Annotated in this window: 20 protein-coding genes; 18 read left to right on the forward strand and 2 right to left on the reverse strand. The window is 63.3% G+C overall.

What is annotated here, in order from left to right; translation table 11 throughout:
- The first annotated feature begins 111 nt into the window (after positions 1-111).
- The 7 genes from BBX50_RS00170 (at position 112) to BBX50_RS00200 (ending at position 7,335) form a co-directional block, all read left to right on the forward strand.
- Positions 112-1,209 (forward strand): extracellular solute-binding protein, encoded by a 1,098-nt coding sequence (locus BBX50_RS00170; RefSeq protein ID WP_139108425.1) that lies wholly within the window; start codon positions 112-114, stop codon positions 1,207-1,209.
- Positions 1,210-1,318: 109 nt separating this feature from the next.
- Positions 1,319-2,203 carry an ABC transporter permease gene (locus tag BBX50_RS00175; RefSeq protein ID WP_065773306.1) on the forward strand — a complete coding sequence of 295 codons (885 nt, stop codon included), beginning with the start codon at positions 1,319-1,321 and terminating at the stop codon, positions 2,201-2,203.
- A gap of 2 nt (positions 2,204-2,205) precedes the next feature.
- Positions 2,206-2,997, forward strand: a complete 792-nt coding sequence (locus BBX50_RS00180; RefSeq protein ID WP_065773307.1) for an ABC transporter permease — start codon at positions 2,206-2,208, stop codon at positions 2,995-2,997.
- The gene (locus BBX50_RS00185; RefSeq protein ID WP_065773308.1) at positions 2,994-4,094 is read left to right on the forward strand and encodes an ABC transporter ATP-binding protein; all 1,101 of its coding nucleotides are present in this window, start codon (positions 2,994-2,996) and stop codon (positions 4,092-4,094) included. The genes BBX50_RS00180 and BBX50_RS00185 overlap by 4 nt, the downstream gene beginning before the upstream one ends.
- Positions 4,095-4,098: 4 nt before the next feature.
- Positions 4,099-4,833 (forward strand): MBL fold metallo-hydrolase, encoded by a 735-nt coding sequence (locus tag BBX50_RS00190; RefSeq protein WP_065773449.1) that lies wholly within the window; start codon positions 4,099-4,101, stop codon positions 4,831-4,833.
- Positions 4,834-4,849: 16 nt separating this feature from the next.
- Entirely contained in the window at positions 4,850-6,283 is a 1,434-nt protein-coding gene (locus BBX50_RS00195; RefSeq protein ID WP_065773309.1) for an aldehyde dehydrogenase family protein, read from the forward strand.
- 206 nt (positions 6,284-6,489) lie between these two features.
- A complete protein-coding gene (locus tag BBX50_RS00200) occupies positions 6,490-7,335 on the forward strand; it encodes a DMT family transporter (protein WP_065773310.1) in 846 nt (281 codons plus the stop codon).
- A gap of 78 nt (positions 7,336-7,413) precedes the next feature.
- On the opposite strand, the gene BBX50_RS00205 is transcribed toward BBX50_RS00200, so the two are convergent.
- A complete protein-coding gene (locus tag BBX50_RS00205) occupies positions 7,414-8,592 on the reverse strand; it encodes an aminotransferase (RefSeq protein ID WP_065773311.1) in 1,179 nt (392 codons plus the stop codon).
- 75 nt (positions 8,593-8,667) lie between these two features.
- Positions 8,668-9,714, reverse strand: a complete 1,047-nt coding sequence (locus BBX50_RS00210) for a LysR substrate-binding domain-containing protein (RefSeq protein WP_065773312.1) — start codon at positions 9,712-9,714, stop codon at positions 8,668-8,670.
- A gap of 222 nt (positions 9,715-9,936) precedes the next feature.
- Between BBX50_RS00210 and speB the strand changes: the two genes are divergently transcribed.
- The 11 genes from speB (at position 9,937) to BBX50_RS00265 (ending at position 19,869) form a co-directional block, all read left to right on the forward strand.
- Positions 9,937-10,998: an agmatinase gene (gene speB / locus BBX50_RS00215; RefSeq protein WP_065773313.1), complete on the forward strand. Its 1,062-nt coding sequence runs from the start codon at positions 9,937-9,939 to the stop codon at positions 10,996-10,998.
- A gap of 91 nt (positions 10,999-11,089) precedes the next feature.
- A complete protein-coding gene (locus BBX50_RS00220; RefSeq protein ID WP_065773314.1) occupies positions 11,090-11,884 on the forward strand; it encodes a transporter substrate-binding domain-containing protein in 795 nt (264 codons plus the stop codon).
- A gap of 63 nt (positions 11,885-11,947) precedes the next feature.
- The gene (locus tag BBX50_RS00225; protein WP_065773315.1) at positions 11,948-12,616 is read left to right on the forward strand and encodes an amino acid ABC transporter permease; all 669 of its coding nucleotides are present in this window, start codon (positions 11,948-11,950) and stop codon (positions 12,614-12,616) included.
- A complete protein-coding gene (locus BBX50_RS00230) occupies positions 12,613-13,260 on the forward strand; it encodes an amino acid ABC transporter permease (protein ID WP_065773316.1) in 648 nt (215 codons plus the stop codon). Before BBX50_RS00225 ends, BBX50_RS00230 begins: the two co-directional genes overlap by 4 nt.
- 108 nt (positions 13,261-13,368) lie before the next feature.
- A complete protein-coding gene (locus BBX50_RS00235) occupies positions 13,369-14,448 on the forward strand; it encodes an ABC transporter substrate-binding protein (protein WP_065773317.1) in 1,080 nt (359 codons plus the stop codon).
- 120 nt (positions 14,449-14,568) lie between these two features.
- Positions 14,569-15,606, forward strand: a complete 1,038-nt coding sequence (locus tag BBX50_RS00240; protein ID WP_065773318.1) for an ABC transporter ATP-binding protein — start codon at positions 14,569-14,571, stop codon at positions 15,604-15,606.
- The gene (locus BBX50_RS00245) at positions 15,603-16,457 is read left to right on the forward strand and encodes an ABC transporter permease (protein ID WP_065773319.1); all 855 of its coding nucleotides are present in this window, start codon (positions 15,603-15,605) and stop codon (positions 16,455-16,457) included. Before BBX50_RS00240 ends, BBX50_RS00245 begins: the two co-directional genes overlap by 4 nt.
- Entirely contained in the window at positions 16,454-17,254 is an 801-nt protein-coding gene (locus BBX50_RS00250) for an ABC transporter permease (protein ID WP_065773320.1), read from the forward strand. The genes BBX50_RS00245 and BBX50_RS00250 overlap by 4 nt, the downstream gene beginning before the upstream one ends.
- Positions 17,251-18,030: a carbon-nitrogen hydrolase family protein gene (locus BBX50_RS00255; RefSeq protein ID WP_065773321.1), complete on the forward strand. Its 780-nt coding sequence runs from the start codon at positions 17,251-17,253 to the stop codon at positions 18,028-18,030. The genes BBX50_RS00250 and BBX50_RS00255 overlap by 4 nt, the downstream gene beginning before the upstream one ends.
- Before the next feature lie 168 nt (positions 18,031-18,198).
- Positions 18,199-19,152: a ring-cleaving dioxygenase gene (locus BBX50_RS00260; RefSeq protein WP_065773322.1), complete on the forward strand. Its 954-nt coding sequence runs from the start codon at positions 18,199-18,201 to the stop codon at positions 19,150-19,152.
- Positions 19,153-19,308: 156 nt separating this feature from the next.
- Positions 19,309-19,869 (forward strand): NADPH-dependent FMN reductase, encoded by a 561-nt coding sequence (locus tag BBX50_RS00265; protein ID WP_065773323.1) that lies wholly within the window; start codon positions 19,309-19,311, stop codon positions 19,867-19,869.
- Positions 19,870-19,898: the final 29 nt, after the last annotated feature.

Below are 19,898 nucleotides of genomic sequence, written 5' to 3' on the forward strand. Positions count from 1 at the left end.
TGTTTCCCCGAATTATGAATTGGTTCAAAATTGAGATTGACTTAAAAAATGAATTCATTCAATCTTTTTTTGAAGGCGCCGGAACGAGCGTCAAAACAAGAGGGCAACAGCATGATGCAGTCAGTTCGTGACGGTGCGCGCCTGCGCCGTTTTTTCTCCTCCACTGCGACAATCGCGATCGCGGCGCTATCGACGGTCGCAGCGCCCGCGCCGGTCCTTGCCCAGGAAGAGCTCAATGCGCTCGTCTGGTGCGACCATACCGACCCGGCGCTTCTGGAGCCGTTCGAGAAGGCCAACGACGTCAAGGTCAACGTCAAGGTCTATGAGGGCACCGGGGCAGGGCTCTCGATCCTCGATCAATCGCAGCCGGGCGACTGGGACGTGCTCGTCATCGACGGCGTCGACGTGCACCGCGCCATCGATCTCGATCTCTTGGCCGAAATGCCTGATAGTGCGCTGCCGACCGCCGACATCTTCCCCGAAGTGCGGATGGAGGCGAACAACACCAAGGACGGCAAGACCTACGCCGTCACCGAAAAGTTCGGCTACAACACGATCTCCTACGACAAGACCAAGGTCGATCCGAAGGACATGCAGGACCTGTCGGTCATCTGGTCGGACAAATACAAGGGCCGCATCGCGCTCTACGACTACTACCTGCCGATGATCGGTCTCGTCGGGCTCGGGCTCGGCAAGAAGACCTCCGAGCTTTCCGAGGCGGACATGCCGGCGATCAAGGAAAAACTCGCGGCCATGCGTGCGGCCTCCAAGCAGGTGAGCGACGTCGTCTCCTCGCAGACGGCTCTGGCGACCGGCGAAGTCGACATTCTCGTCGGCGGCGGCGAGTGGATCACCGCGGTTCTCTCCGCCGACAAGCCGAGCCTCGACTGGACCATTCCCGAGCAGGGTGCCGTGCGCTGGGCGCAATCGATCGGCGTCATGAAGGATTCGACCAAGCAGGATCTGGCGCTGAAATTCGTCCAGTACATCCTGAGCCCCGAGGGCCAGGCGCGGCTTGCGACGTCCTCCTGCTACTGGGCGATGCCGGCCAATGCCAAGGCGGGCGAGCACCTGAACGATCAGCAGAAGGCGGCGCTGCGCTTCGACCAACAGGCCGAATACCTGAAGAAGACCCAGCTCTATCCGATCCCGTCGACCGAACTGGATCAGCAGTTCCAGGACGCCTGGACGGAGATGCTGCAGCAGTAACGATAAAGGCGGGCGCGATCCGCATCGTGCTCGCCTGATCACCTGGCGTGCCGCCTTGGCGGCGCGCGAGGGCAATCCATGCCCGCAACCCTTGAGCCCCTGGATAGCCATGGCAGACGCCGGAACCTTGACATCAGCGACAGCGCTCGAAGACGCGGACCGCCGCAAGGCCTGGGGCTTCGTTGCTCCGGCGTTGCTTTGGACCGTCGCTTTCTTCGTCGTGCCCTTCGCCCTAATGGCGGCGATGAGCCTCTGGAAGCGGGAAGGGCGCGATCTCGTCCGTGTCTGGAATTTCGACAACTATGTGCGCTTCTTCTCCGAAAACGCACTGTTCCAGGGGCTGGTCAATTCGCTCGAAATCACCGTCATCGTCACGGTGATTTCGGTGCTGCTTGCCTATCCGCTCGCCTGGATCATCGCCGAGCGCGTGCCGAAGCGGCTGCAGCGGATGGCGCTGATCCTGGCCATCCTGCCGTTCTGGACGTCTTACGTCGTGCGTTCCTATTCCTGGCTGCTGGTGCTGTCGAAGAACGGCGTGATCAACCAGCTGTTCATGAACATCGGCCTGATCTCCGAGCCGCTGGAGCTGGCGAGCACCCGCACCGCAACGGTGATCGGTTTCGTGCATTTCTTCGTCATGCTTCTGACGCTGACGATCTACTCCAACCTGATTCAGCTGTCGCCCAACTACCGCCGCGCGGCGGCCGACCTCGGCGCCAACGCCTTCCAGACCTTCTGGCACGTGGTGCTGCCGCTGACGTTGCCAGGCATCATGACAGGCGCCTTCCTCACTTTCGTTCTCTGCATCGGCGATTACGTCACGCCGCAGATCCTCGGCGGCAACAACGAACTGGTGCTGCCGCAGATCATCATGTTGCAGCTCGGACGGAGGGCGGATTTCCCGATGGCGGCGGCGCTGTCGATCGTCTTGATGCTCGCCGTCACCATCGCCTATCTGGCCTGCGCCCGCTGGCTGAAGATTGAGAGGGCCTGACGATGCTGCGTCAGATTTCCGCAAACGTGCTCTCCTGGACCTATCTCGTCCTCGTCTACGCCTTCATCTTCCTGCCGGTCGCCGTGCTGGTCCTCTTCTCCTTCCAGGACGGGCGCCTGCCGGTGCCGCCGTTCAACGGCTTCTCGCTGCAATGGTACGGGGCGGTTTTCGCCGACCGCAAGCTGATGGCCGCACTCGGCAACTCGATGGTCGTGGCGCTCGTCTCCTCGGTCATCTCCGTGCTGCTCGGTTTTCTCGCGGCCTATGCATTGGCGCGCTACAAGCTGCCGGGCTCGGCGCTGCAGAGGGGGCTGTTGATCGCGCCGATGACGGTCAGCTACCTGATCATTGCGCTTGGCCTCTTGTCGCTGATGAATGCACTGCATGTCCCGCTGTCGCTGATGACGGTCGGCATCGGCCATGTTGTGATCAACCTGCCGCTCTGCTTTGCTATCATCTATGCCTCGATGGGCGACCATCACATCAACATTGAGCGGGCGGCGCGCGATCTCGGTGCCAACGATTTCAAGCTGATGGCGCTGGTGACGGCGCCGATGCTGATGCCGTCGATCCTTGCCGCCTTCTTCCTCTCGGTTACCTTCAGCTGGGACGAGTTCATCATCGCCTTCCTGCTGTCGCGCTTCGACGTGACGCTGCCGGTGGAGATCTGGAGCATGCTGCGCTCCGGCCTCAACCCCAAGACGAATGCCATCGGCTCGCTGGTGTTTCTCGCCTCGGTGGCCGTGCTTCTCATCCTTGAGCTTTCCCTGTTCGGAAGGACGAAAAAACAATGACCGCATCCGTCACGATCGAAAACGTCAGCAAGATCTTCGGTGCCTTTACGGCATTGGACAACGTCTCCCTCGATATCCGCGCTGGCGAGTTCATCGTGCTGCTCGGGCCGTCGGGCTGCGGCAAGACCACGCTGCTCTCGATCCTTGGCGGCTTCCAGTCGCCAAGCGCCGGCCGGGTGACGATTGCAGGGCAGGACATGACCTATGTGGCGCCGGCCAAGCGCCCGACGACGACGATGTTTCAGGACTACGCGCTGTTTCCGCATATGCGCCTCGTCGACAATGTCGGCTTTGGGCTCAGGATGCGCGGCCTTGCCAAGGCCGAGCGCGATGAAAAGGCACTGGGTTTCCTTGATCTGGTCGGGCTGAAGGCCTCGGCCGGCAAGCGGCCGCATGAGCTTTCCGGTGGCCAGCGCCAGCGCGTGGCGCTTGCCCGTGCGCTCGCCGTCGATCCGGATGTGTTGCTTCTCGACGAACCGCTCGGCGCGCTCGACCTGAAGCTCCGGCGCCAGATGCAGGACGAGTTGAAGGCGATCCAGAAGCGGGTCGGCACCACCTTCGTGCATGTCACCCACGACCAGGAGGAGGCGATGGCAATCGCCGACCGCATCGTGGTGATGAACCAGGGACGGATCGAGGATTTCGGCCCGCCGTCCGAGATCTACATGCGGCCGCGCTCGCTGTTTTCGGCGGGCTTCATGGGCGAGGTCAATTTCGTTTCCGGTCGGGTCGCAGCGGCGGATGCAAGTTCCGCCCGGGTGGAAACCCCGCTCGGCAGCCTGGCGCTCCCGACCGGTAACTTCACGGCGTCGGCGCCGAAGGCGGGCGACCGCATCACGCTCACCATTCGGCCGGAACATTTCCGCTCCGACGACAAAGCGGAGGGGCCGACGGTAGCGCTCGGCGAGGCGCGGGTCGTCGGCAGTGCCTTCTTCGGCACGCACTATCGCTGCCATCTCGAGCCCTGCGCCACGGATACGAGGGCGTTGGTGGCACATCTGCCGCAATCGGCAAGCGTGCGCGAGGGCGAGATCGTGCCACTTGCGGTGCGTGCCAGCGACGTCGTAGCCTTGCCCGCGACAGGCGGACATGCGTAGCATCATGCAGAGAATTGCTCCCAAGGACTGGTATCGGGTGAGGCGGCTCGACGACGACGTCACCGCCATCGACGAGCCCTATATCCAGGAGTTCTATCGCTGCAATATCTGGCATGTGCGCGGCCGCGACCGCGACATGCTGGTCGATAGCGGCATGGGCGTGGTGTCGCTCCGGCAATGGGTGCCGCTTGTTACCGAGCGTGCTTTGGATGCTGTCGCCAGCCACACCCATTTCGACCATATCGGCTGCCATCACGAGTTCGAGTGCCGCTGCGTGCATTCGGCCGAAGCGGAGCTGCTGGCGCATCCGACGCGCAAGAACACGCTCGCCGACCCTTACGTCGCTGACGAGATCTTCGACGCGTTGCCGCCCGAGCCCTATGCGTCCACCACCTATGCGGTGAAGGCGGCGCCGGCGACGCGGCTGCTCGAAGACGGCGACCACATCGATCTCGGCGACCGGGTTTTCGAGGTGATCCACACGCCGGGCCATTCGCCCGGCGGCATCGCGCTCTTTGAAACGAAAACCGGCATCATGTTCTCCGGCGACATCCTCTATGACGGGCCGCTGATCGAAGACACCTATCATTCCAATGCCGACGACTACCTGGCGTCGATGGAACGGCTGCTGACGATACCCGTGCGTATCGTTCACGGCGGACATTTTCCGAGCTTTTCGGGTGAGCGTTACCGCACGCTGATCCGCAATTGGCTCGCGGAAAAACAAGAGACAAACTGACGGGAAGGAGGAGCGAATGCTCGACAAACGCAAGTTCTACATCAACGGCGCCTGGGTGGATCCCATCGTCGCCAACGACCTCGAAGTGCTGAACCCGGCGACCGAAAAGCCGGTTGCCGTCATCTCGATGGGCACGGCCGAGGATATCGATCGGGCCGTGGCCGCCGCCAAGAAGGCCTTCGTCACCTATAGCCAGACCAGCGTCGAAGAACGCCTGGCACTGCTGGAAAAGCTGCTCGCCGTCTACAAGCGCCGCTACGAGGAGATGGTCGACACCATCACCATGGAACTCGGCGCGCCGAAGACCATGACCCGCGAGCAGCAGGCCGATGTTGGCGTCGGCCATCTCCAGGGCTTCATCGACGCGCTGAAGCGGCTGAAGAGCCGCGACAGGCTGCCGAACGGCGACTTGATCCTGCGCGAGCCGATCGGCGTCTGCGGCCTGATCACGCCCTGGAACTGGCCGATCAACCAGATCGCGCTGAAGGTAGTGCCGGCGCTCGCGACCGGTTCGACCTGCGTGCTGAAACCGAGCGAGTTCACGCCGCTCAACGCCATGCTCTATGCCGAGATGATCCATGAGGCGGGCTTCCCGGCTGGTGTCTTCAACCTCGTCAACGGCGACGGCATCAATGCGGGTGCCGCCCTTTCCAAGCACCACGACATCGACATGATGTCGTTCACCGGTTCGACGCGTGCCGGCATCGCCGTCAGCAAGGATGCGGCCGAGACCGTCAAGCGCGTGACGCTGGAGCTCGGCGGCAAATCGCCGAACATCGTCTTTGCCGATGCCGATCTCGAAGATCGCGTCACTGGCAGCGTGCTCGAATGCTTCAACAATTCCGGCCAGTCCTGCGACGCGCCGACCCGCATGCTGGTGGAGCGCAGCGTCTATGACCAGGTGGTCGAGATCGCCAAGCGTGTTGGCCGCGAGGCGAAGGTCGGTGACCCGACCCAGGAAGGCGGCCACATCGGCCCGCTCGTCAGCCACGTCCAGTTCGGCCGGGTGCAGGCGCTGATTGAGGCGGGCATTGCCGAAGGCGCACGTCTTCTCGTCGGCGGTGCCGGCAAGCCCGAGGGTTTCGAGACCGGCTACTTCGTCAAGCCGACGATCTTTGCCGACGTCAACAACGACATGCGCATCGCCCGCGAGGAGGTCTTCGGTCCGGTGCTTGCGATCATTCCCTTCGACACCGAAGAGGAAGCGATCGCGGTTGCCAACGACACCAACTACGGCCTTGCCGCCTATGTCCAGACCGGCGACCCGAAGCGCGCCGAGCGCGTCGCGTCGCGTCTTCGCGCCGGCATGGTGCACATCAACGGCGGACCACACCGCTATGGCAGCCCGTTCGGCGGCTACAAGCAGTCGGGCAATGGCCGCGAGGGCGGCATCTTCGGCCTGGAAGACTTCCTCGAAGTGAAGACCGTGCACGTTCCGGACGCTGCCTGATCAGCGGAGCGCAGTCCTGAACATTGAAACGGCTGTCGCACCCGGCGACGGCCGTTTTTCTTTCTGCTTCCGGAGTACAAGGGACTGTCACCGGTCGCGCGCATCTGATAGCTGCGAAGCACTCGGGCCTCCCGCCTCAGACCAATGCTCCCCGGACACCTCCCGTGACCCACGCATCTCATTCCCAAGCCCATCATCGCGTTGCCATGGCTGCGCTTCTCATCGGTGGCGCTGCGATTGGCGGTTCGCCGATTTTCGTGCGGCTGTCGGAGGTGGGGCCGATGGCGACCGCCTTCTGGCGCGTGGCGCTGGCGCTGATCCCGCTGCTCGCCTGGTCGTGGTTTCGCGGCGAGGGTGCCAACGACCGGCGGCCGCAAAAGCTCTCGGAATATGCGCTCCTTGTCCTGCCCGGTGTGTTCCTGGCGATTGATCTCGCCGCCTGGCACTATGCGCTGACCAAGACGTCGGTCGCAAATGCCACGCTGCTTGCCAACCTCGCGCCTGTCTTTGTGACGCTCGCGGGCTGGCTTTTGTTCCGGGCACGGATCAGCGCCATCTTCGTCATCGGTCTCGTGACGGCAGTGACCGGTGTGGTGACACTCAAGGGCGGCCCGATGGCGCTCGGAGAGGGCAATCTCGTCGGCGATGGCATCGCCGTCGTCGCCGCGATGTTCTATGCCGGCTATATCCTGGCAATCGGTCGGCTGCGCACCCTCTTCAGCACCGTGCGCATCATGATCTGGAGCACCGCTTCGGCGGCGATCTGCATGCTGCCGATGGTGGCGCTCTTCGAGCAGACCCTGCTGCCGGCGACCGCCTTCGGCTGGGCGATGCTGTTCGGGCTTGCCTTCGTCAGCCATGCCGGCGGGCAGGTGGCGATCACCTATGCGCTCGCCTATCTGCCGCCCGCGTTTTCCTCGCTGACCCTGCTGCTGCAGCCGGTGGTCGCGGCGATCCTCGCCTGGATCCTGTTGGCCGAGCCTGTTGGCCTGATGCAGGCGATCGGCGGGGCGATCGTTCTTGTCGGCATCCTGATCGCGCGGCGCGGATAACGCCGCGCGCTTTCCTCAGAGCAATTCCAGGAAAAGTGTGAAGCGGTTTTCCGTCCGGAATTGCGTCATTTCAAAGTCTTAAAGACCCGGCGGCGTAAAATTCGCCAGCCGCTCTTCGAGCTTGCGGATCGTCTCGGCATCCGCATTGGCGAAGGCAAAGCGCAGGTAGTTCTCCTGGCCCTCGCCGAAATAGTCGCCCGGCAGGCAGACGACGCCGGCGAGCTTTGCCAGTTTCTCGGCGATGAACTGCGAGTCGATATCGGGGAAGGGGTGGCGGACATAGGCGAAATAGGCGCCGACCGCTTGCAGCTTCCACTTCGGCAGCCGGCTCATCACGTCGCGCAGCGCATCGGCGCGCGCGGCGATTTCGGCGCGGTTGGCCTGACGCCAGTCGGCAAGCGCCGGAATGGCCCTGGCGACGGCGGCTTGAGCGGAACGCGGCGCGCAGATCTGCAGGTTGTCCATGATCTTGGTCACCTGCTTGATGACAGCAGGGCCGGCGGTGATGGCGCCGAGGCGGTGGCCGGGAATGCAGAAGGATTTTGAGAAGCTGTAGAGGCCGATGAAGCTCTCCTGCCAGCCTTCGGTTGCCAGAAGGCCGTGCGGGGCGACGGAAGCGTCGGGCAGGAAGTCGCGATAGGTCTCGTCGAGGATCAGCCAGGCGCCGTTGGCGCGGCAGGCTTCGTGGATGCGGGAAAGCAGCTCCGGCGGATAGACGGCACCGGTCGGGTTGTTGGGCGAAACGAGCGCCAGCGCCCGGATGCCGGGGCGAAGGGCGGCCGCAATCGCGTCGACCTCTGGCAGGAAGCCGGCGCCGGCATCGCAGGGCACCAGCTCGACATTGATGCCAAGCATCGACAGCGTCGTTTCCTGGTTGAAGTAATAGGGGTTGGTCATCAGGATCGTATCGCCGGCACCGGCAATCGCCATCGCCGTGCAGATGAAGGCCTGGTTGCAGCCCGAAGTGATGTGGATGTTGTCGGCCGTGACCGTCGCGCGATAGAGTTCGGCGACGTGAGCCGCATAGGCGTCGCGCAGCACCGCTTCACCCTCGATTGCGCCATAGCCGGTATAGGCGGTGGAGGCGGCGGCCTCGCCGAGCCAGGCGAGCATATCCGGATGCGCGGGATAGCCGGGCACGGCCTGCGACAGGTCGATCAGCGGGCCAGGGGAGCCGTCGTAGGACTTTGCCCACGCCAGCACCGAAGGGACGGGCGGCGGCGAGAGCTTTTCGACGAGCGGGTTGAAATGCGGCATGGCGGGTGTTCCTGCGTTAGATAGTTTCAAGCGGGATGCGGGCGGAAAACCGTATACACTTTTCCTCATCCCGCTTTAGGCCTTGGCTTTACGTTTCTGCGGACGATCGGGGCGGCGGGCGCGGCTCGGCGCCGAGACCGGCTGAAAGCTGTCCTTGCCCGATTTACGATCTGTTGCCTCCAATTTCGAGGCCCGACTGCGAATAATCGTGCGCGCCGAAGTCTGCAGTTCCGGCATCGGGTCGCTTTCGAGCGTCGCGAACATCCAGTCGATGAAAATGCGCACGATGGGTGCCGCCAGCACCTCGTTGCGGCAGGCGACGAAGAAGGCGTCGTTGGCAGGCACGGTCAGGTCGAAGGGGGCGATCAGCTCGCCGCGCGCGATCAGGCTGCCGGCGGTAATGGTGTCGCCAAGGGCCACACCCTGGTTGTGCAGCGCGGCTTCGGTCGAGAGCCGCGCGTCGCTCATGAAATGCTGCCGCCCGCGCTGCAGGTCGCTGGCATCTGCTGCCGCCAGCCAGGTGTTCCACTCGCGGCCGTCGTCGCCATGCAGCATCACGTGGTCGCGCAGGTCCCGCACCGAACGCAGCGGCCGCATGTTGACGAGCGTCGGGCTCACGACCGGAAAGAGTTCCAGTCGGCTCCAGAGCTTCGCCCAGGCGCCCGACCAATTGCCGTCGCCATAGATCAGGCAGACGTCGACGTCGGGCGAATGCAGATAGGCCTCGTCGTTGGAGGCGATCAGCGTCAGGCGTACGTCCGGATACTGTTCGGTGAAGAGATGCAACCGCGGGATCAGCCAGAAGGAGAGCAGCGCCGGTACGCAGGTGATCCGCAGTTCGCCGCTTGTCGTTGGCCGCGTCATGGCTGCCGTTGCCGCGGCGATTTCGGCAAAGGCATGGGTGACGGCCGGAAGCAGCAGCGCGCCCTGCGGCGTCAGTTTCAGCCGCTTGCCGCCGCGTTCGAACAGGGCCGCCTTGACCGAGAGTTCGAGCGCCCGGATCTGGTGGCTGATGGCCCCATGCGTAACGTTGAGTTCGCGTGCTGCGGCGGAAACGGAGCCCCGACGCGCCGTCGCTTCGAAGGCGCGCAAGGGGTTCAAGGGTGGCAGGCGGCTGGACAAATCGAGGTTCCGGCGGTTGCTGTCATGTGAATTTTTCTCACACGAAACGCTATAACAATGTCAATTGATTTTCTAGGGGAATTGCCGCCTAATATTCGTCAACAAAGGCGAAAGCGCCTGGGGAACATGATCGCGCCGGACGAACCGGCCCCATCCGCAGACAGATATCTGTGGCGCTTCTCAGCGCATGCCCCGGGCTATGGATGACGGAGGACTGAACCGATGGCCTGGAACGACAACAAGCTTGCCGAACTGAAGGCGAAATACGGCGAGAGCCATGGCGGCGAACTGTTCGATCCGACCTTCCGCAAGGTTGCCGACAAGATCTTCAACAAGAGCGGCACGCGGCTTGCGCCCTATTCCGGCATCCCGACCTTCCTGACCGCGCCGCACATGCCGGTTGATGCGGAAAATCCGGATTTCGGTAATCTGCAGGTGGCGATCGTCGGCATTCCCATGGACCTCGGCGTCACCAACCGCCCCGGCTCGCGCTTCGGACCGCGGGCGCTGCGTTCGATCGAGCGCATCGGTCCTTACAACCACGTGCTCGGCTGCACGCCGGTGCAGGAGCTGCGTGTCGCCGATATCGGCGACGTGCCGTTCCAGAGCCGCTACCGGCTGGAGCTTAGCCATGAGGATATCGAGAGGCGCATCAACCAGGTCGTCGACGCCGGCGTGCTTCCGCTCTCGGTTGGCGGCGACCACTCGATCACCCATCCGATCCTGAAGGCGGTTGGCAAGAAGCGCCCGGTCGGCATGATCCACATCGACGCCCATTGCGACACCGGCGGCGCCTACGATCTCACCAAGTTCCACCATGGCGGTCCGTTCCGAAACGCCGTGCTCGACGGCGTGCTCGACCCCACCCGCGTGGTGCAGATCGGCATTCGCGGCTCGGCCGAATATCTCTGGGAGTTCTCCTACGAGTCCGGCATGACCGTCATCCATGCGGAAGAAGTCACGGGCCTCGGCATTCCCGCGATCATCGAGAAGGCGAAGAAGATCGTCGGCGACGGCCCGACCTATCTCTCCTTCGACATCGACAGCCTCGATCCGTCCTTCGCGCCGGGCACCGGCACGCCGGAAGTGGGTGGCCTCACGACCCGCGAAGTGCTGGAACTGATCCGCGGCCTCAAGGGTATCAACCTCGTCGGTGGCGATGTCGTCGAAGTGGCGCCGCAATACGATTCGACCACGAACACGGCCCACGCCGGCGCCCAGGTGCTCTTCGAGATCCTGAGCCTCATGGTCTTCAGCCCGGCGATATCAGGCAAGTCCGCCTGACGGCGAGACAAAGTTTGTCGGCTGCCGGACCGGAAACGGCGGCCGACCATCAGACACCACAATCACAAAGCTTCCGGGTAGGGGAATTCCAATGACGATCCATTCGAAACTGAAGACTGCGTTTGCCGCTGCCCTGATGCTGGGGGCCGCCGCCGGCATCGCCAAGGCCGATGCACTCGCCGACATCAAGTCCGCCGGCCAGATCAATGTCGGCATCTTCTCCGACTTCCCGCCGTTCTCCTCGGCCAGCGCCGACATGAGCATCAAGGGTTATGACGTCGACGTGGCCCAGCAGATTGCCGACGATCTCGGCGTCAAGCTCAACCTCGTCAGCGTCACCGGCCAGAACCGCATTCCCTATCTCAACGACAAGCGCGTCGACATCCTGATGAGCGTCGGCTTCTCCAAGGAACGCGCCGAGGTCATCGACTTCGCCGCGGCTTACGCGCCTTACTACATCGCCGTCATCGGCCCGGCCGAACTGAAGGTCGCCGGCAAGGAAGACCTCGCGGAGAAGACCATCGCCGTCAACCGCGGCACGCTGGAAGACACCTCGCTCACCGAGGCGGCCCCGGCCAATGCCGACATCCAGCGCTTCGACAACTACAATGCGGTGATCCAGGCCTTCATCTCCGGCCAGACCCAGCTGATGGTCGTCGGCAATGACGTCGGCGCCCAGGTGCTGGCCCGCCAGGAAGCGCTGAAGCCGGAGCAGAAGTTCCAGCTCCTGACCTCGCCCTCCCATATCGGCCTCAACAAGAACGAAGAGGGTCTGAAGAAGGCGGTCGACGACGTGGTCGCCAAGATGCTCGCCGACGGCAAGCTGAACGCAAGCTCCGAAGCCTGGCTGAAGACGCCGCTCAACCCCGAGAACCTCAAGGACTAACCGAACTTGGTCGACGCGGGGAGCAACGCTCCCCGCTGTGCCCTTGAGGAGAAGGTGGCGACGATGGGCTACGGCCTCAGCTTCGGTTGGCTAAAGGACGCCGCGGGCGCAATCGCCCATGGCGCGGCCATGACCGTGTTCCTGATCGCCTGCACCACGGTGCTGGGCATTCTGATCAGCATTCTTTTTGCCGCCGCCCGCCGCAGCCGTTACACGATGCTGCGCAAGGCGGTGGCCGTCTATGTCGAGGTTGTCAGGAACACGCCGTTTCTGGTGCAGCTGTTCTTCATCTACTTCGGCCTGCCGAGCCTGGGCATCCGGCTCGACCCGATCGTCGCGGCGATCGTCGCAATGACGCTCAACATGGCGGCCTATACGACCGAGATCGTCGGCGCCGGGCTTGATGCCGTGCCGAAGGGGCAGAGCGAAGCGGCGTTTGCGCTCGGGCTTAAATCCCGGCAGGTTTTCGTCAAGATCATCCTGCCGCAGGCGCTGAAGGTGATCTTTCCCGCGCTCACCAGCCAGGTGATCATCATGATGCTGGAATCGGCCGTCGTCTCGCAGATCGCGGTGCGCGAACTGGCGCATGAGGCGGACCTCTTGCAGGCGCGGACCTTCCGCTCGTTCGAGACCTATTTCGTCGTCACGCTGATCTATCTCGGCCTGTCAATGGCCGTCCGGCGGCTCTTCGTCGCCGGTGGCAGACGTGTGCTTGGAGCGGGCGTGTCATGATCGAATTCACCCTCTGGGATATCCTGCGCAACCTGATCTTCGCTACCCGCTGGACGGTGCTTCTGTCTGCAGTTGCCTTCGCCGGCGGTGCCGCGGTCGGGCTCACCATCCTTTCGGCCCGCATCTCCGAGCGCCCGCGGCTGCGCCGCTTCGGCTCCGGCTACATCGCGCTCTTCCAGGGCACGCCGCTCCTGATGCAGCTGTTCCTGATGTTCTTCGGCCTGCCGATGCTCGGCTTCCGCATCGAGCCCTGGACGGCAGCCGCGCTCGGGCTCACCTTTTACGCCAGCGCCTATCTCGCCGAGATCTGGCGCGGCGGGGTGGAAGCACTGCCGCGCGGCCAATGGGATGCCGGCGCAAGCCTCGGGCTTCACCGCATTCAAGAGCTGCGCCTCGTCATCCTGCCCCAGGCCTTCGCCATCACCCGGCCGGCGGCCGTCGGCTTCCTCGTGCAGCTGATCAAGAGCACGGCGCTGACCTCGATCATCGGCTTCGAAGAGCTTCTCAGAACTGCCAATGCGATCAATAATGCAACCTTCGAACCTTTCACGGTCTATGGGCTGGTCGCTGTGATCTTCTTCGTGCTGTGTTATCCGCTGACGCAATATGCGCGCATGCTCGAGCGGAGGGCGCCGGCGCAATAGGCCACGGATTTTGGGGCGCATGCTGATCGCGCTGCGGACTGAAAACATGTAAGGAATCAAATACAACAGGGAACGAGGCGGGCAACGCCGAAACAAAGGAGAACGAGAATGATCACCACTCCCATCAAGCGCCGGACGCTGCTCGGCGCCGGTCTCGCCGGCGCCTCCATGCTGGCGATGCCGTCGATCCTGCGCGCGCAGGACAAGTCGCTGAAGGTCGGCGTCTACGGCGGCTACTTCAAGGATTCGTTCGACAAGAACATCTTCCCGGAATTCACCAAGGCGACGGGCATCGCGATCGAATCGATCGCCGAACCAACAGGTGAAGCCTGGCTCGTCCAGCTCGAACAGGCCGCCCGCGCTGGCCAGGCACCCGCCGACGTTTCGATGATGTCGCAGGTGGCGATGCTGAAAGGCCAGTCGACCGATCTCTGGACGCCGATCGATACCGCAAAGATCAAGAACGCCTCGAACCTGCTCGATCGCTTCGTCAACAAATATCCTGACGGACGCATCGCCGGCATCGGTGCCGTCTCCTGGTACATCACGCTTGTGACCAACACCGACGTCTACAAGGAAGCGCCGACCTCCTGGACCGCCTTCTGGGATCCGGCGAACGCCGATAAGCTCGGTCTTCTGGCGCTCGTCTCGAATTCGTTCCTGCTCGAAGTGACGGCCAAAACCTTCATGGGCGGCACCAATGCGCTCGACACGGAAGAGGGTCTGCTGAAGGCGTTCGAGAAGCTTGCCGAAGTCAAGCCGAACGTTCGCCTGTGGTACCGCGACGAGGCTCAGTTCGAGCAGTCGCTGAAGTCGGGCGAAATCCCGATGGGCCAGTACTATCACGACGTGACCGGTCTTGCAGCCGCCGACGGCCATCCGGTGCGTTCGACCTTCCCGAAGGAAGGCGGCATCCAGGATTCCGGTTGCTGGGCGCTGTCGCGCGCTTCCCAAAAGTCGGAAGAGGCCCATATCTTCATCGACTATATGTGCCAGCCCTCGATCCAGGCGACTCTGTCGCGCAAGGTCGGAACGTCGCCGACCGTGAAGCGCGAGGTTACCGACCTCACCGATAAGGAATTCGCAGCCGTTTCGTCCGACATTGAGCCGATCGTTCCGCGCTACGATCTCTACCAGACCAAGTCGGATTGGTTGAACCAGAAGTGGACCGAGCTGATCGTCGGCTGATCCTGCCTGCTCCCCGACGACCGGGGAGGGCCACAAGCGTAACGACGGGGAGGGGCTTGCTGCTGCTCCCCGCCTGAAACCCTCCCATGAGGCGGAGGGGACCATCCCCGCGGAGAAACAATGTCCGGTCTTGCCCTTCAAAACGTCGTCAAGGAATTCGGAGCCTTCAGGGCCGTCAACAATGTCGACCTGACAGTGCCGCACGGCACGTTCGTCTGCATGCTCGGACCGTCCGGCTGCGGCAAGACCACGCTTCTTCGGATGATCGCCGGGCTCGACCTGCCGACCGGCGGCGCGATCCGGCTCGACGGCGAGGACATCACCCGGGTTCCGACGCACAAGCGCAACCTCGGCATGGTGTTCCAGTCGCTGGCGCTGTTTCCGCATCTGACCGTCGGCGAGAACATCGCCTATCCCTTGCGCATCCGCGGTGCGGCAAAAGAAGACCAGAAGAAGCGCGTCGACGAACTCCTGTCGATGATCCATCTCTCCGGCTATGCCGATCGGCCGGTTGCCAAGCTCTCCGGCGGCCAGCGCCAGCGCGTGGCGATCGCCCGGGCGTTGTCGATCTCTCCGAAACTCTTCCTGCTTGACGAACCGCTGTCGGCGCTCGACGCCAAGCTGCGCGAGGCGATGCAGGTGGAACTGCGCCAGTTGCAGCAGAAGCTCGGCATCACCACCATCGTTGTTACCCACGACCAGCGCGAAGCGATGACCATGGCCGACACCGTCGTCGTCATGAGCGGCGGCGAGATCCGCCAAGCCGCCTCGCCGATCGAAATCTATCGCCGTCCGGCCGACAGCTTCGTTGCCGACTTCATCGGCCAGACGAACCTGCTCGACGTCCAGGCCGACAGCGCCGGCCGTGCCGAAGTGCTCGGCTACGTGGTGCCGGGCCTTGCCCTGCCGGCCGGGTCCAACAAGGGCACATTGTCGGTCCGCCCGGAGGACGTGCATCTGACGGCACCCGGCGCCGGCGCGCTCACCGGCAAGGTCACCTTCGTGCGCGATCTCGGCGGCACGATCGAGACCTTCGTCGATATCGCCGGCCGCCAGATCGTTGCCGTTTCCACGCCGCGTGCCCGGCCCGATGTTTCGGTCGGCCAGGAGGTCGGCATCGCGCTCACCCCCGATGTCTGCGTGGTGCTGAAGAAATGAGACGCGAACCGCCCCAGACCCTTGGCGACTACGCCCCACTTCTCTTTCCGGCGGCGATGCTGACGATCTTCTTCGTCGTGCCCTTCGGCACGATGATCGCCGTCAGCTTCTTCCAGCGACAGCAGGGCGGTTTCTACACGCCGGCCTTCGTCTTCGACAATTACGCCCGCTTCCTCTCGGCCTTCTTCGGTGGGGTACTCGGTTTTTCGTTGATGCTCGCCATCATCGTAGCGATCTGCTGCGTCGTGCTCGCCTTGCCCTTCACCTACATGCTGACGCGCATGGCGCGGAAGGTGCAGGTGGTCTGGCTGGTCGCGCTGCTTTCGATCCTGTCGCTCTCGGAAGTCATCATCGGTTTTGCTTGGTCGACGCTGTTTTCGCGCACCGCTGGGATCACCAACATTCTCGTCGCGCTCGGCATCATGGCCGAGGCCAAGGCTTTGACGCCGAGCTTCGGCGCGGTGCTGACGGGCATGGTCTACCAGGCCTTCCCCTATACCGTCCTGGTGCTTTTCCCGGCGCTCGTGCGCCTCGATCCGACGCTGACGGAGGCAGCCCGCACGCTCGGCGCCTCGCCGCTCAAAGCCTTCTTCACCGTGGTGGTGCCGGCGCTTCGAAACACCATCACCGCCACTTTGATCATGGTCTTCATCTTCGCGCTCGGCTCCTACCTCCTGCCGCAGCTTCTCGGCCGGCCGCAGCACTGGACGCTGTCGGTGCTGATCACCGACCAGGCGATCTACCAGTCGAACATGCCGTTCGCAGCCGCCATGGCCGTCTTCCTCGTGCTGGTGACGCTCGGCCTCGTGGCGCTCACCGTGATTGCCGGACGCAAGGGAGAAGCGGCATGACCTCGATCTTCCGCAAGGCCTATTTCTTCGTCATCGGCCTGTTCCTGTCGCTGCCGCTGATCGTCGTTGCCGGCGTCTCGGTCAACCAGAAGCAGACGCTCGCCTTTCCGCCGCAGGGCTTTTCCCTCTCCTGGTACGGCGAGATCTTCTTCAATCCGGAATGGCGCAACGCTCTTTTCGCCTCGGTGACACTGGCCGTGCTTTCGGCAGCGCTTGCGGTGGCGATCGCGCTGCCGCTCTCCTGGTTCCTTTGGCGCCGCATCGCGCCTTGGGCGAACATCTTCCAGCTGCTCGGCGTCGCACCGTTCACGCTGCCGCCCGTCATCACTGCGCTCGGCATGCTCACCTTCTGGGCGACGGTCGGCTTCTACGGCCAGCCCTGGACGGCGGTGGTCAGCCACGCGATCTTCTTCGTGACGCTGCCGCTGGTGACGCTGTCGCTCGGCTTCACCTCGATCGACCGTTCCCTTGTTGAGGCGGCCTCGACGATGGGGGCCGACGAGCGCACGATCTTCCGCACGGTCGTGCTGCCGCTGATCCTGCCCTATATCGTTTCCGGCTATGCCTTCGCCTTCGTGCTGTCGCTCAACGAGTACATCGTCGCCTACATGACGGTCGGCTTCACGGTGGAAACGCTGCCGATCAAGATCTTCAACGCGCTGCGCTACGGCTACACGCCGACCATGGCGTCTGTGACGGTGCTTTTCGTCACGACGGCCGCGGTGATCTTCGGTCTCGTCGCCCGCTTCGGCGACCTGCCGAAACTGCTTGGCGCCATGTCGTCGGATGGAAAATGATGAAACTCGCCGCCCTCCAGATGCAATCGGTGGCGGGTGACGTCGCCGCCAATCTCGACCGGATCGCCCGCGCCGCCAAGGAGGCTGCGGCCGAAGGTGCGACGTTGCTGATGACGCCTGAACTCGGCATCACTGGCTATGGCGCCGGCGATGCGCTGACGGCACTCGCCGAGGCGCCTGATGGTGTGATCGTTCAGCGCCTCAAGGCGATTTCGTCTGAGACCGGTATCGCGCTCATCGCCGGTTTTGCCGAGCGTGACGGCAAGGACGTTTACAACAGCGCCGTCTATGTCGACGGCGCGGCGACGCCGGTCGTTTACCGCAAGTCCCACCTCTATGGTGACTACGAGCGGGCGATCTTCCGGGCGCCGGAGCCGTCGACTCGGCTCTTCGTGCATCGCGGCGTCACCTGCGGCATGCTGATCTGCTACGACGTCGAATTTCCGGAAAATGTGCGACGGCTGGCGCTGGCCGGTGCCGAGGCCGTGCTGGTTCCGACGGCGCTGCCAGCCGGCTGGTCCGGCGATTTCATCGCCGAGCACATGATCCAGACACGGGCCTTCGAGAACCAGGTGTTCGTCGCCTATATCAATCATTGCGGCTCGGATCCGCTGTTTTCCTTCGCCGGTCTCTCGCGTGTCGCGGCACCGGACGGACAGGTGCTCGCCAAGGCCGGTACGGCACAGGAAACCGTGCTGCTCGTCGACATCGACCCGCAGACCTATGCCATCTCCCGCCTTGAAAACACCTATCTTGGCGACCTCAATCGGCGCTGAGTGTGTGCTGTCCTTTGATGCCGACAGGGCTCAAGGACGATCCCAAGAAAAAAGCCACGCGCAATTGTTCTCATGACGGGAACGTTCCGTTCCTGATTGGTATACTGTCGGAAACGATACGGCATCCCATATGGTGCTCAACAGAAATGCCACGCATTGGAGGCAATCATGAGCTTGCAACTGACTGGGATCCACCACCTGACTGCGATTACGGCCAACGCGCCGGAGAACCTGCGCTTCTACACAAAGGTTCTGGGGCTGCGGCTGGTCAAGAAGACCGTCAATCAGGACGATACCACCGCCTATCACCTCTTCTATGCCGACGGGCGCGCAACGCCGGGAACGGACCTCACCTTCTTCGATTGGCCGGTCGGGCCCGAGGGGCGCGGCACGCACAGCATTTCGCGCACCGGCCTGAGGGTCGCCAGTGCCGACAGTGTGCGCTGGTGGAAGAGTCGTTTCGATGAGCTGAAGGTGACGGCTGGCGAAGTCTCCGAAATCGACGGGCGCGTGTCGCTCGATTTCGAGGACGGGGAGGGTCAGCGCTTCCGGTTGATCGATGACGGTGGGCTTGCCCCCTCGCATCCCTGGGAAAGAAGCCCGGTCGCGGCCGAGCACCAGATCAAGGGCCTCGGCCCGATCACCATCAGCGTGCCCGACATTACCAACACCCAGCTGGTTCTGACCCATGTGATGAACATGAGCGAGGCCAGGACCTATCCGTCGCCGGATGGTGTGGGCGAGGTCCATGTCTTCACCATGGGCGAAGGCGGACCTGCGGCAGAACTGCATGTCGCGGTCCAGCCGGGACTGCCGATGGCCCGCCAGGGTGCCGGCGCCGTGCATCACGTCGCCTTCCGCGCGCCCGACAATGCGGCACTGACGGAGTGGACGGAGCGGCTCAATGGCTTCCGTCTGCCGTCGAGCGGCGAGGTCGAGCGCTACTACTTCCGTTCACTCTATTTCCGCGAGCCGAATGGCGTGCTGTTCGAGATCGCCACCGACGGTCCCGGTTTTGCGGTCGACGAGCCGATGGAGACGCTGGGCGAAAGCCTGTCGCTGCCGCCATTCCTGGAGCCGAAGCGGGCCCAGATCGAGGCACGACTGAAGCCGTTGGAGTAGCTGCGCAAAGAAGCCGGGGGATTTCCCCGGCTTCCTTGTTCTCGTCTCACTGATCCTGTTGAAGATTGGTGTGGACCCCGTGATGATGGGCCAAGCGTTTCACATTCGAAGCCGGCGCACCGAGCGACGCTGCAAGACTGAAAAGGATCAGAGCCAATGACACGAATCCTCGGCATATCCGGCAGTCTGCGCAAGGCCTCTTTCAACACCGGCCTGATGCGGGCGGCGGCTGAAAATGCGCCTGACGGCGTGGAATTCGAGACTGCGACCTTGCACGGCATCCCACTTTACGACGGGGACCTCGAAGCCGAGAAGGGCATTCCCGAAGCGGTGATGGCGCTCAAACACAAAATTATCGCCGCCGATGGCGTCATCCTGTTTACGCCGGAGTACAACAATTCCGTCCCCGGCGTGTTCAAGAACGCGATCGACTGGCTGAGCCGACCGCCGGCCGATATCGCCAAGGTGTTTCGCGGCCGGCCCTTCGCGCTTGCCGGGGCTTCGCCCGGCAATTTCGGTACCATCCTCAGCCAGAACGCCTGGCTGCCGGTGATGCGCACGCTCGGCGCCGAACTCTGGTCGGGCAAGCGGCTGATGTTGCCGAGGGCCGAGACGCTTTTCGATGCCGCGGGGACGCTGACGGATACAGACGCCCGCGACCGGCTGACGGCTTTCGTCAAGGCGTTCGCGGATTTTGCCGGGGCCGGGAATACCTGAATACTCCCCTCATCATCCTGACCCGAGGA

This window comes from Ensifer sp. LC11 (genome assembly GCF_001695835.1).
GTDB lineage: Bacteria > Pseudomonadota > Alphaproteobacteria > Rhizobiales > Rhizobiaceae > Ensifer.

What these genes read in the sequence shown, in the direction of transcription:
- BBX50_RS00170 (WP_139108425.1), top strand. Translation starts at nt 112, where the DNA reads ATGATGCAGTCAGTTCGTGACGGTGCGCGCCTGCGCCGTTTTTTCTCC.
- BBX50_RS00175 (WP_065773306.1), top strand. Translation starts at nt 1,319, where the DNA reads ATGGCAGACGCCGGAACCTTGACATCAGCGACAGCGCTCGAAGACGCG.
- BBX50_RS00180 (WP_065773307.1), top strand. Translation starts at nt 2,206, where the DNA reads ATGCTGCGTCAGATTTCCGCAAACGTGCTCTCCTGGACCTATCTCGTC.
- BBX50_RS00185 (WP_065773308.1), top strand. Translation starts at nt 2,994, where the DNA reads ATGACCGCATCCGTCACGATCGAAAACGTCAGCAAGATCTTCGGTGCC.
- BBX50_RS00190 (WP_065773449.1), top strand. Translation starts at nt 4,099, where the DNA reads ATGCAGAGAATTGCTCCCAAGGACTGGTATCGGGTGAGGCGGCTCGAC.
- BBX50_RS00195 (WP_065773309.1), top strand. Translation starts at nt 4,850, where the DNA reads ATGCTCGACAAACGCAAGTTCTACATCAACGGCGCCTGGGTGGATCCC.
- BBX50_RS00200 (WP_065773310.1), top strand. Translation starts at nt 6,490, where the DNA reads ATGGCTGCGCTTCTCATCGGTGGCGCTGCGATTGGCGGTTCGCCGATT.
- BBX50_RS00205 (WP_065773311.1), bottom strand. Translation starts at nt 8,592, where the DNA reads ATGCCGCATTTCAACCCGCTCGTCGAAAAGCTCTCGCCGCCGCCCGTC.
- speB (WP_065773313.1), top strand. Translation starts at nt 9,937, where the DNA reads ATGGCCTGGAACGACAACAAGCTTGCCGAACTGAAGGCGAAATACGGC.
- BBX50_RS00220 (WP_065773314.1), top strand. Translation starts at nt 11,090, where the DNA reads ATGACGATCCATTCGAAACTGAAGACTGCGTTTGCCGCTGCCCTGATG.
- BBX50_RS00225 (WP_065773315.1), top strand. Translation starts at nt 11,948, where the DNA reads ATGGGCTACGGCCTCAGCTTCGGTTGGCTAAAGGACGCCGCGGGCGCA.
- BBX50_RS00230 (WP_065773316.1), top strand. Translation starts at nt 12,613, where the DNA reads ATGATCGAATTCACCCTCTGGGATATCCTGCGCAACCTGATCTTCGCT.
- BBX50_RS00235 (WP_065773317.1), top strand. Translation starts at nt 13,369, where the DNA reads ATGATCACCACTCCCATCAAGCGCCGGACGCTGCTCGGCGCCGGTCTC.
- BBX50_RS00240 (WP_065773318.1), top strand. Translation starts at nt 14,569, where the DNA reads ATGTCCGGTCTTGCCCTTCAAAACGTCGTCAAGGAATTCGGAGCCTTC.
- BBX50_RS00245 (WP_065773319.1), top strand. Translation starts at nt 15,603, where the DNA reads ATGAGACGCGAACCGCCCCAGACCCTTGGCGACTACGCCCCACTTCTC.
- BBX50_RS00250 (WP_065773320.1), top strand. Translation starts at nt 16,454, where the DNA reads ATGACCTCGATCTTCCGCAAGGCCTATTTCTTCGTCATCGGCCTGTTC.
- BBX50_RS00255 (WP_065773321.1), top strand. Translation starts at nt 17,251, where the DNA reads ATGATGAAACTCGCCGCCCTCCAGATGCAATCGGTGGCGGGTGACGTC.
- BBX50_RS00260 (WP_065773322.1), top strand. Translation starts at nt 18,199, where the DNA reads ATGAGCTTGCAACTGACTGGGATCCACCACCTGACTGCGATTACGGCC.
- BBX50_RS00265 (WP_065773323.1), top strand. Translation starts at nt 19,309, where the DNA reads ATGACACGAATCCTCGGCATATCCGGCAGTCTGCGCAAGGCCTCTTTC.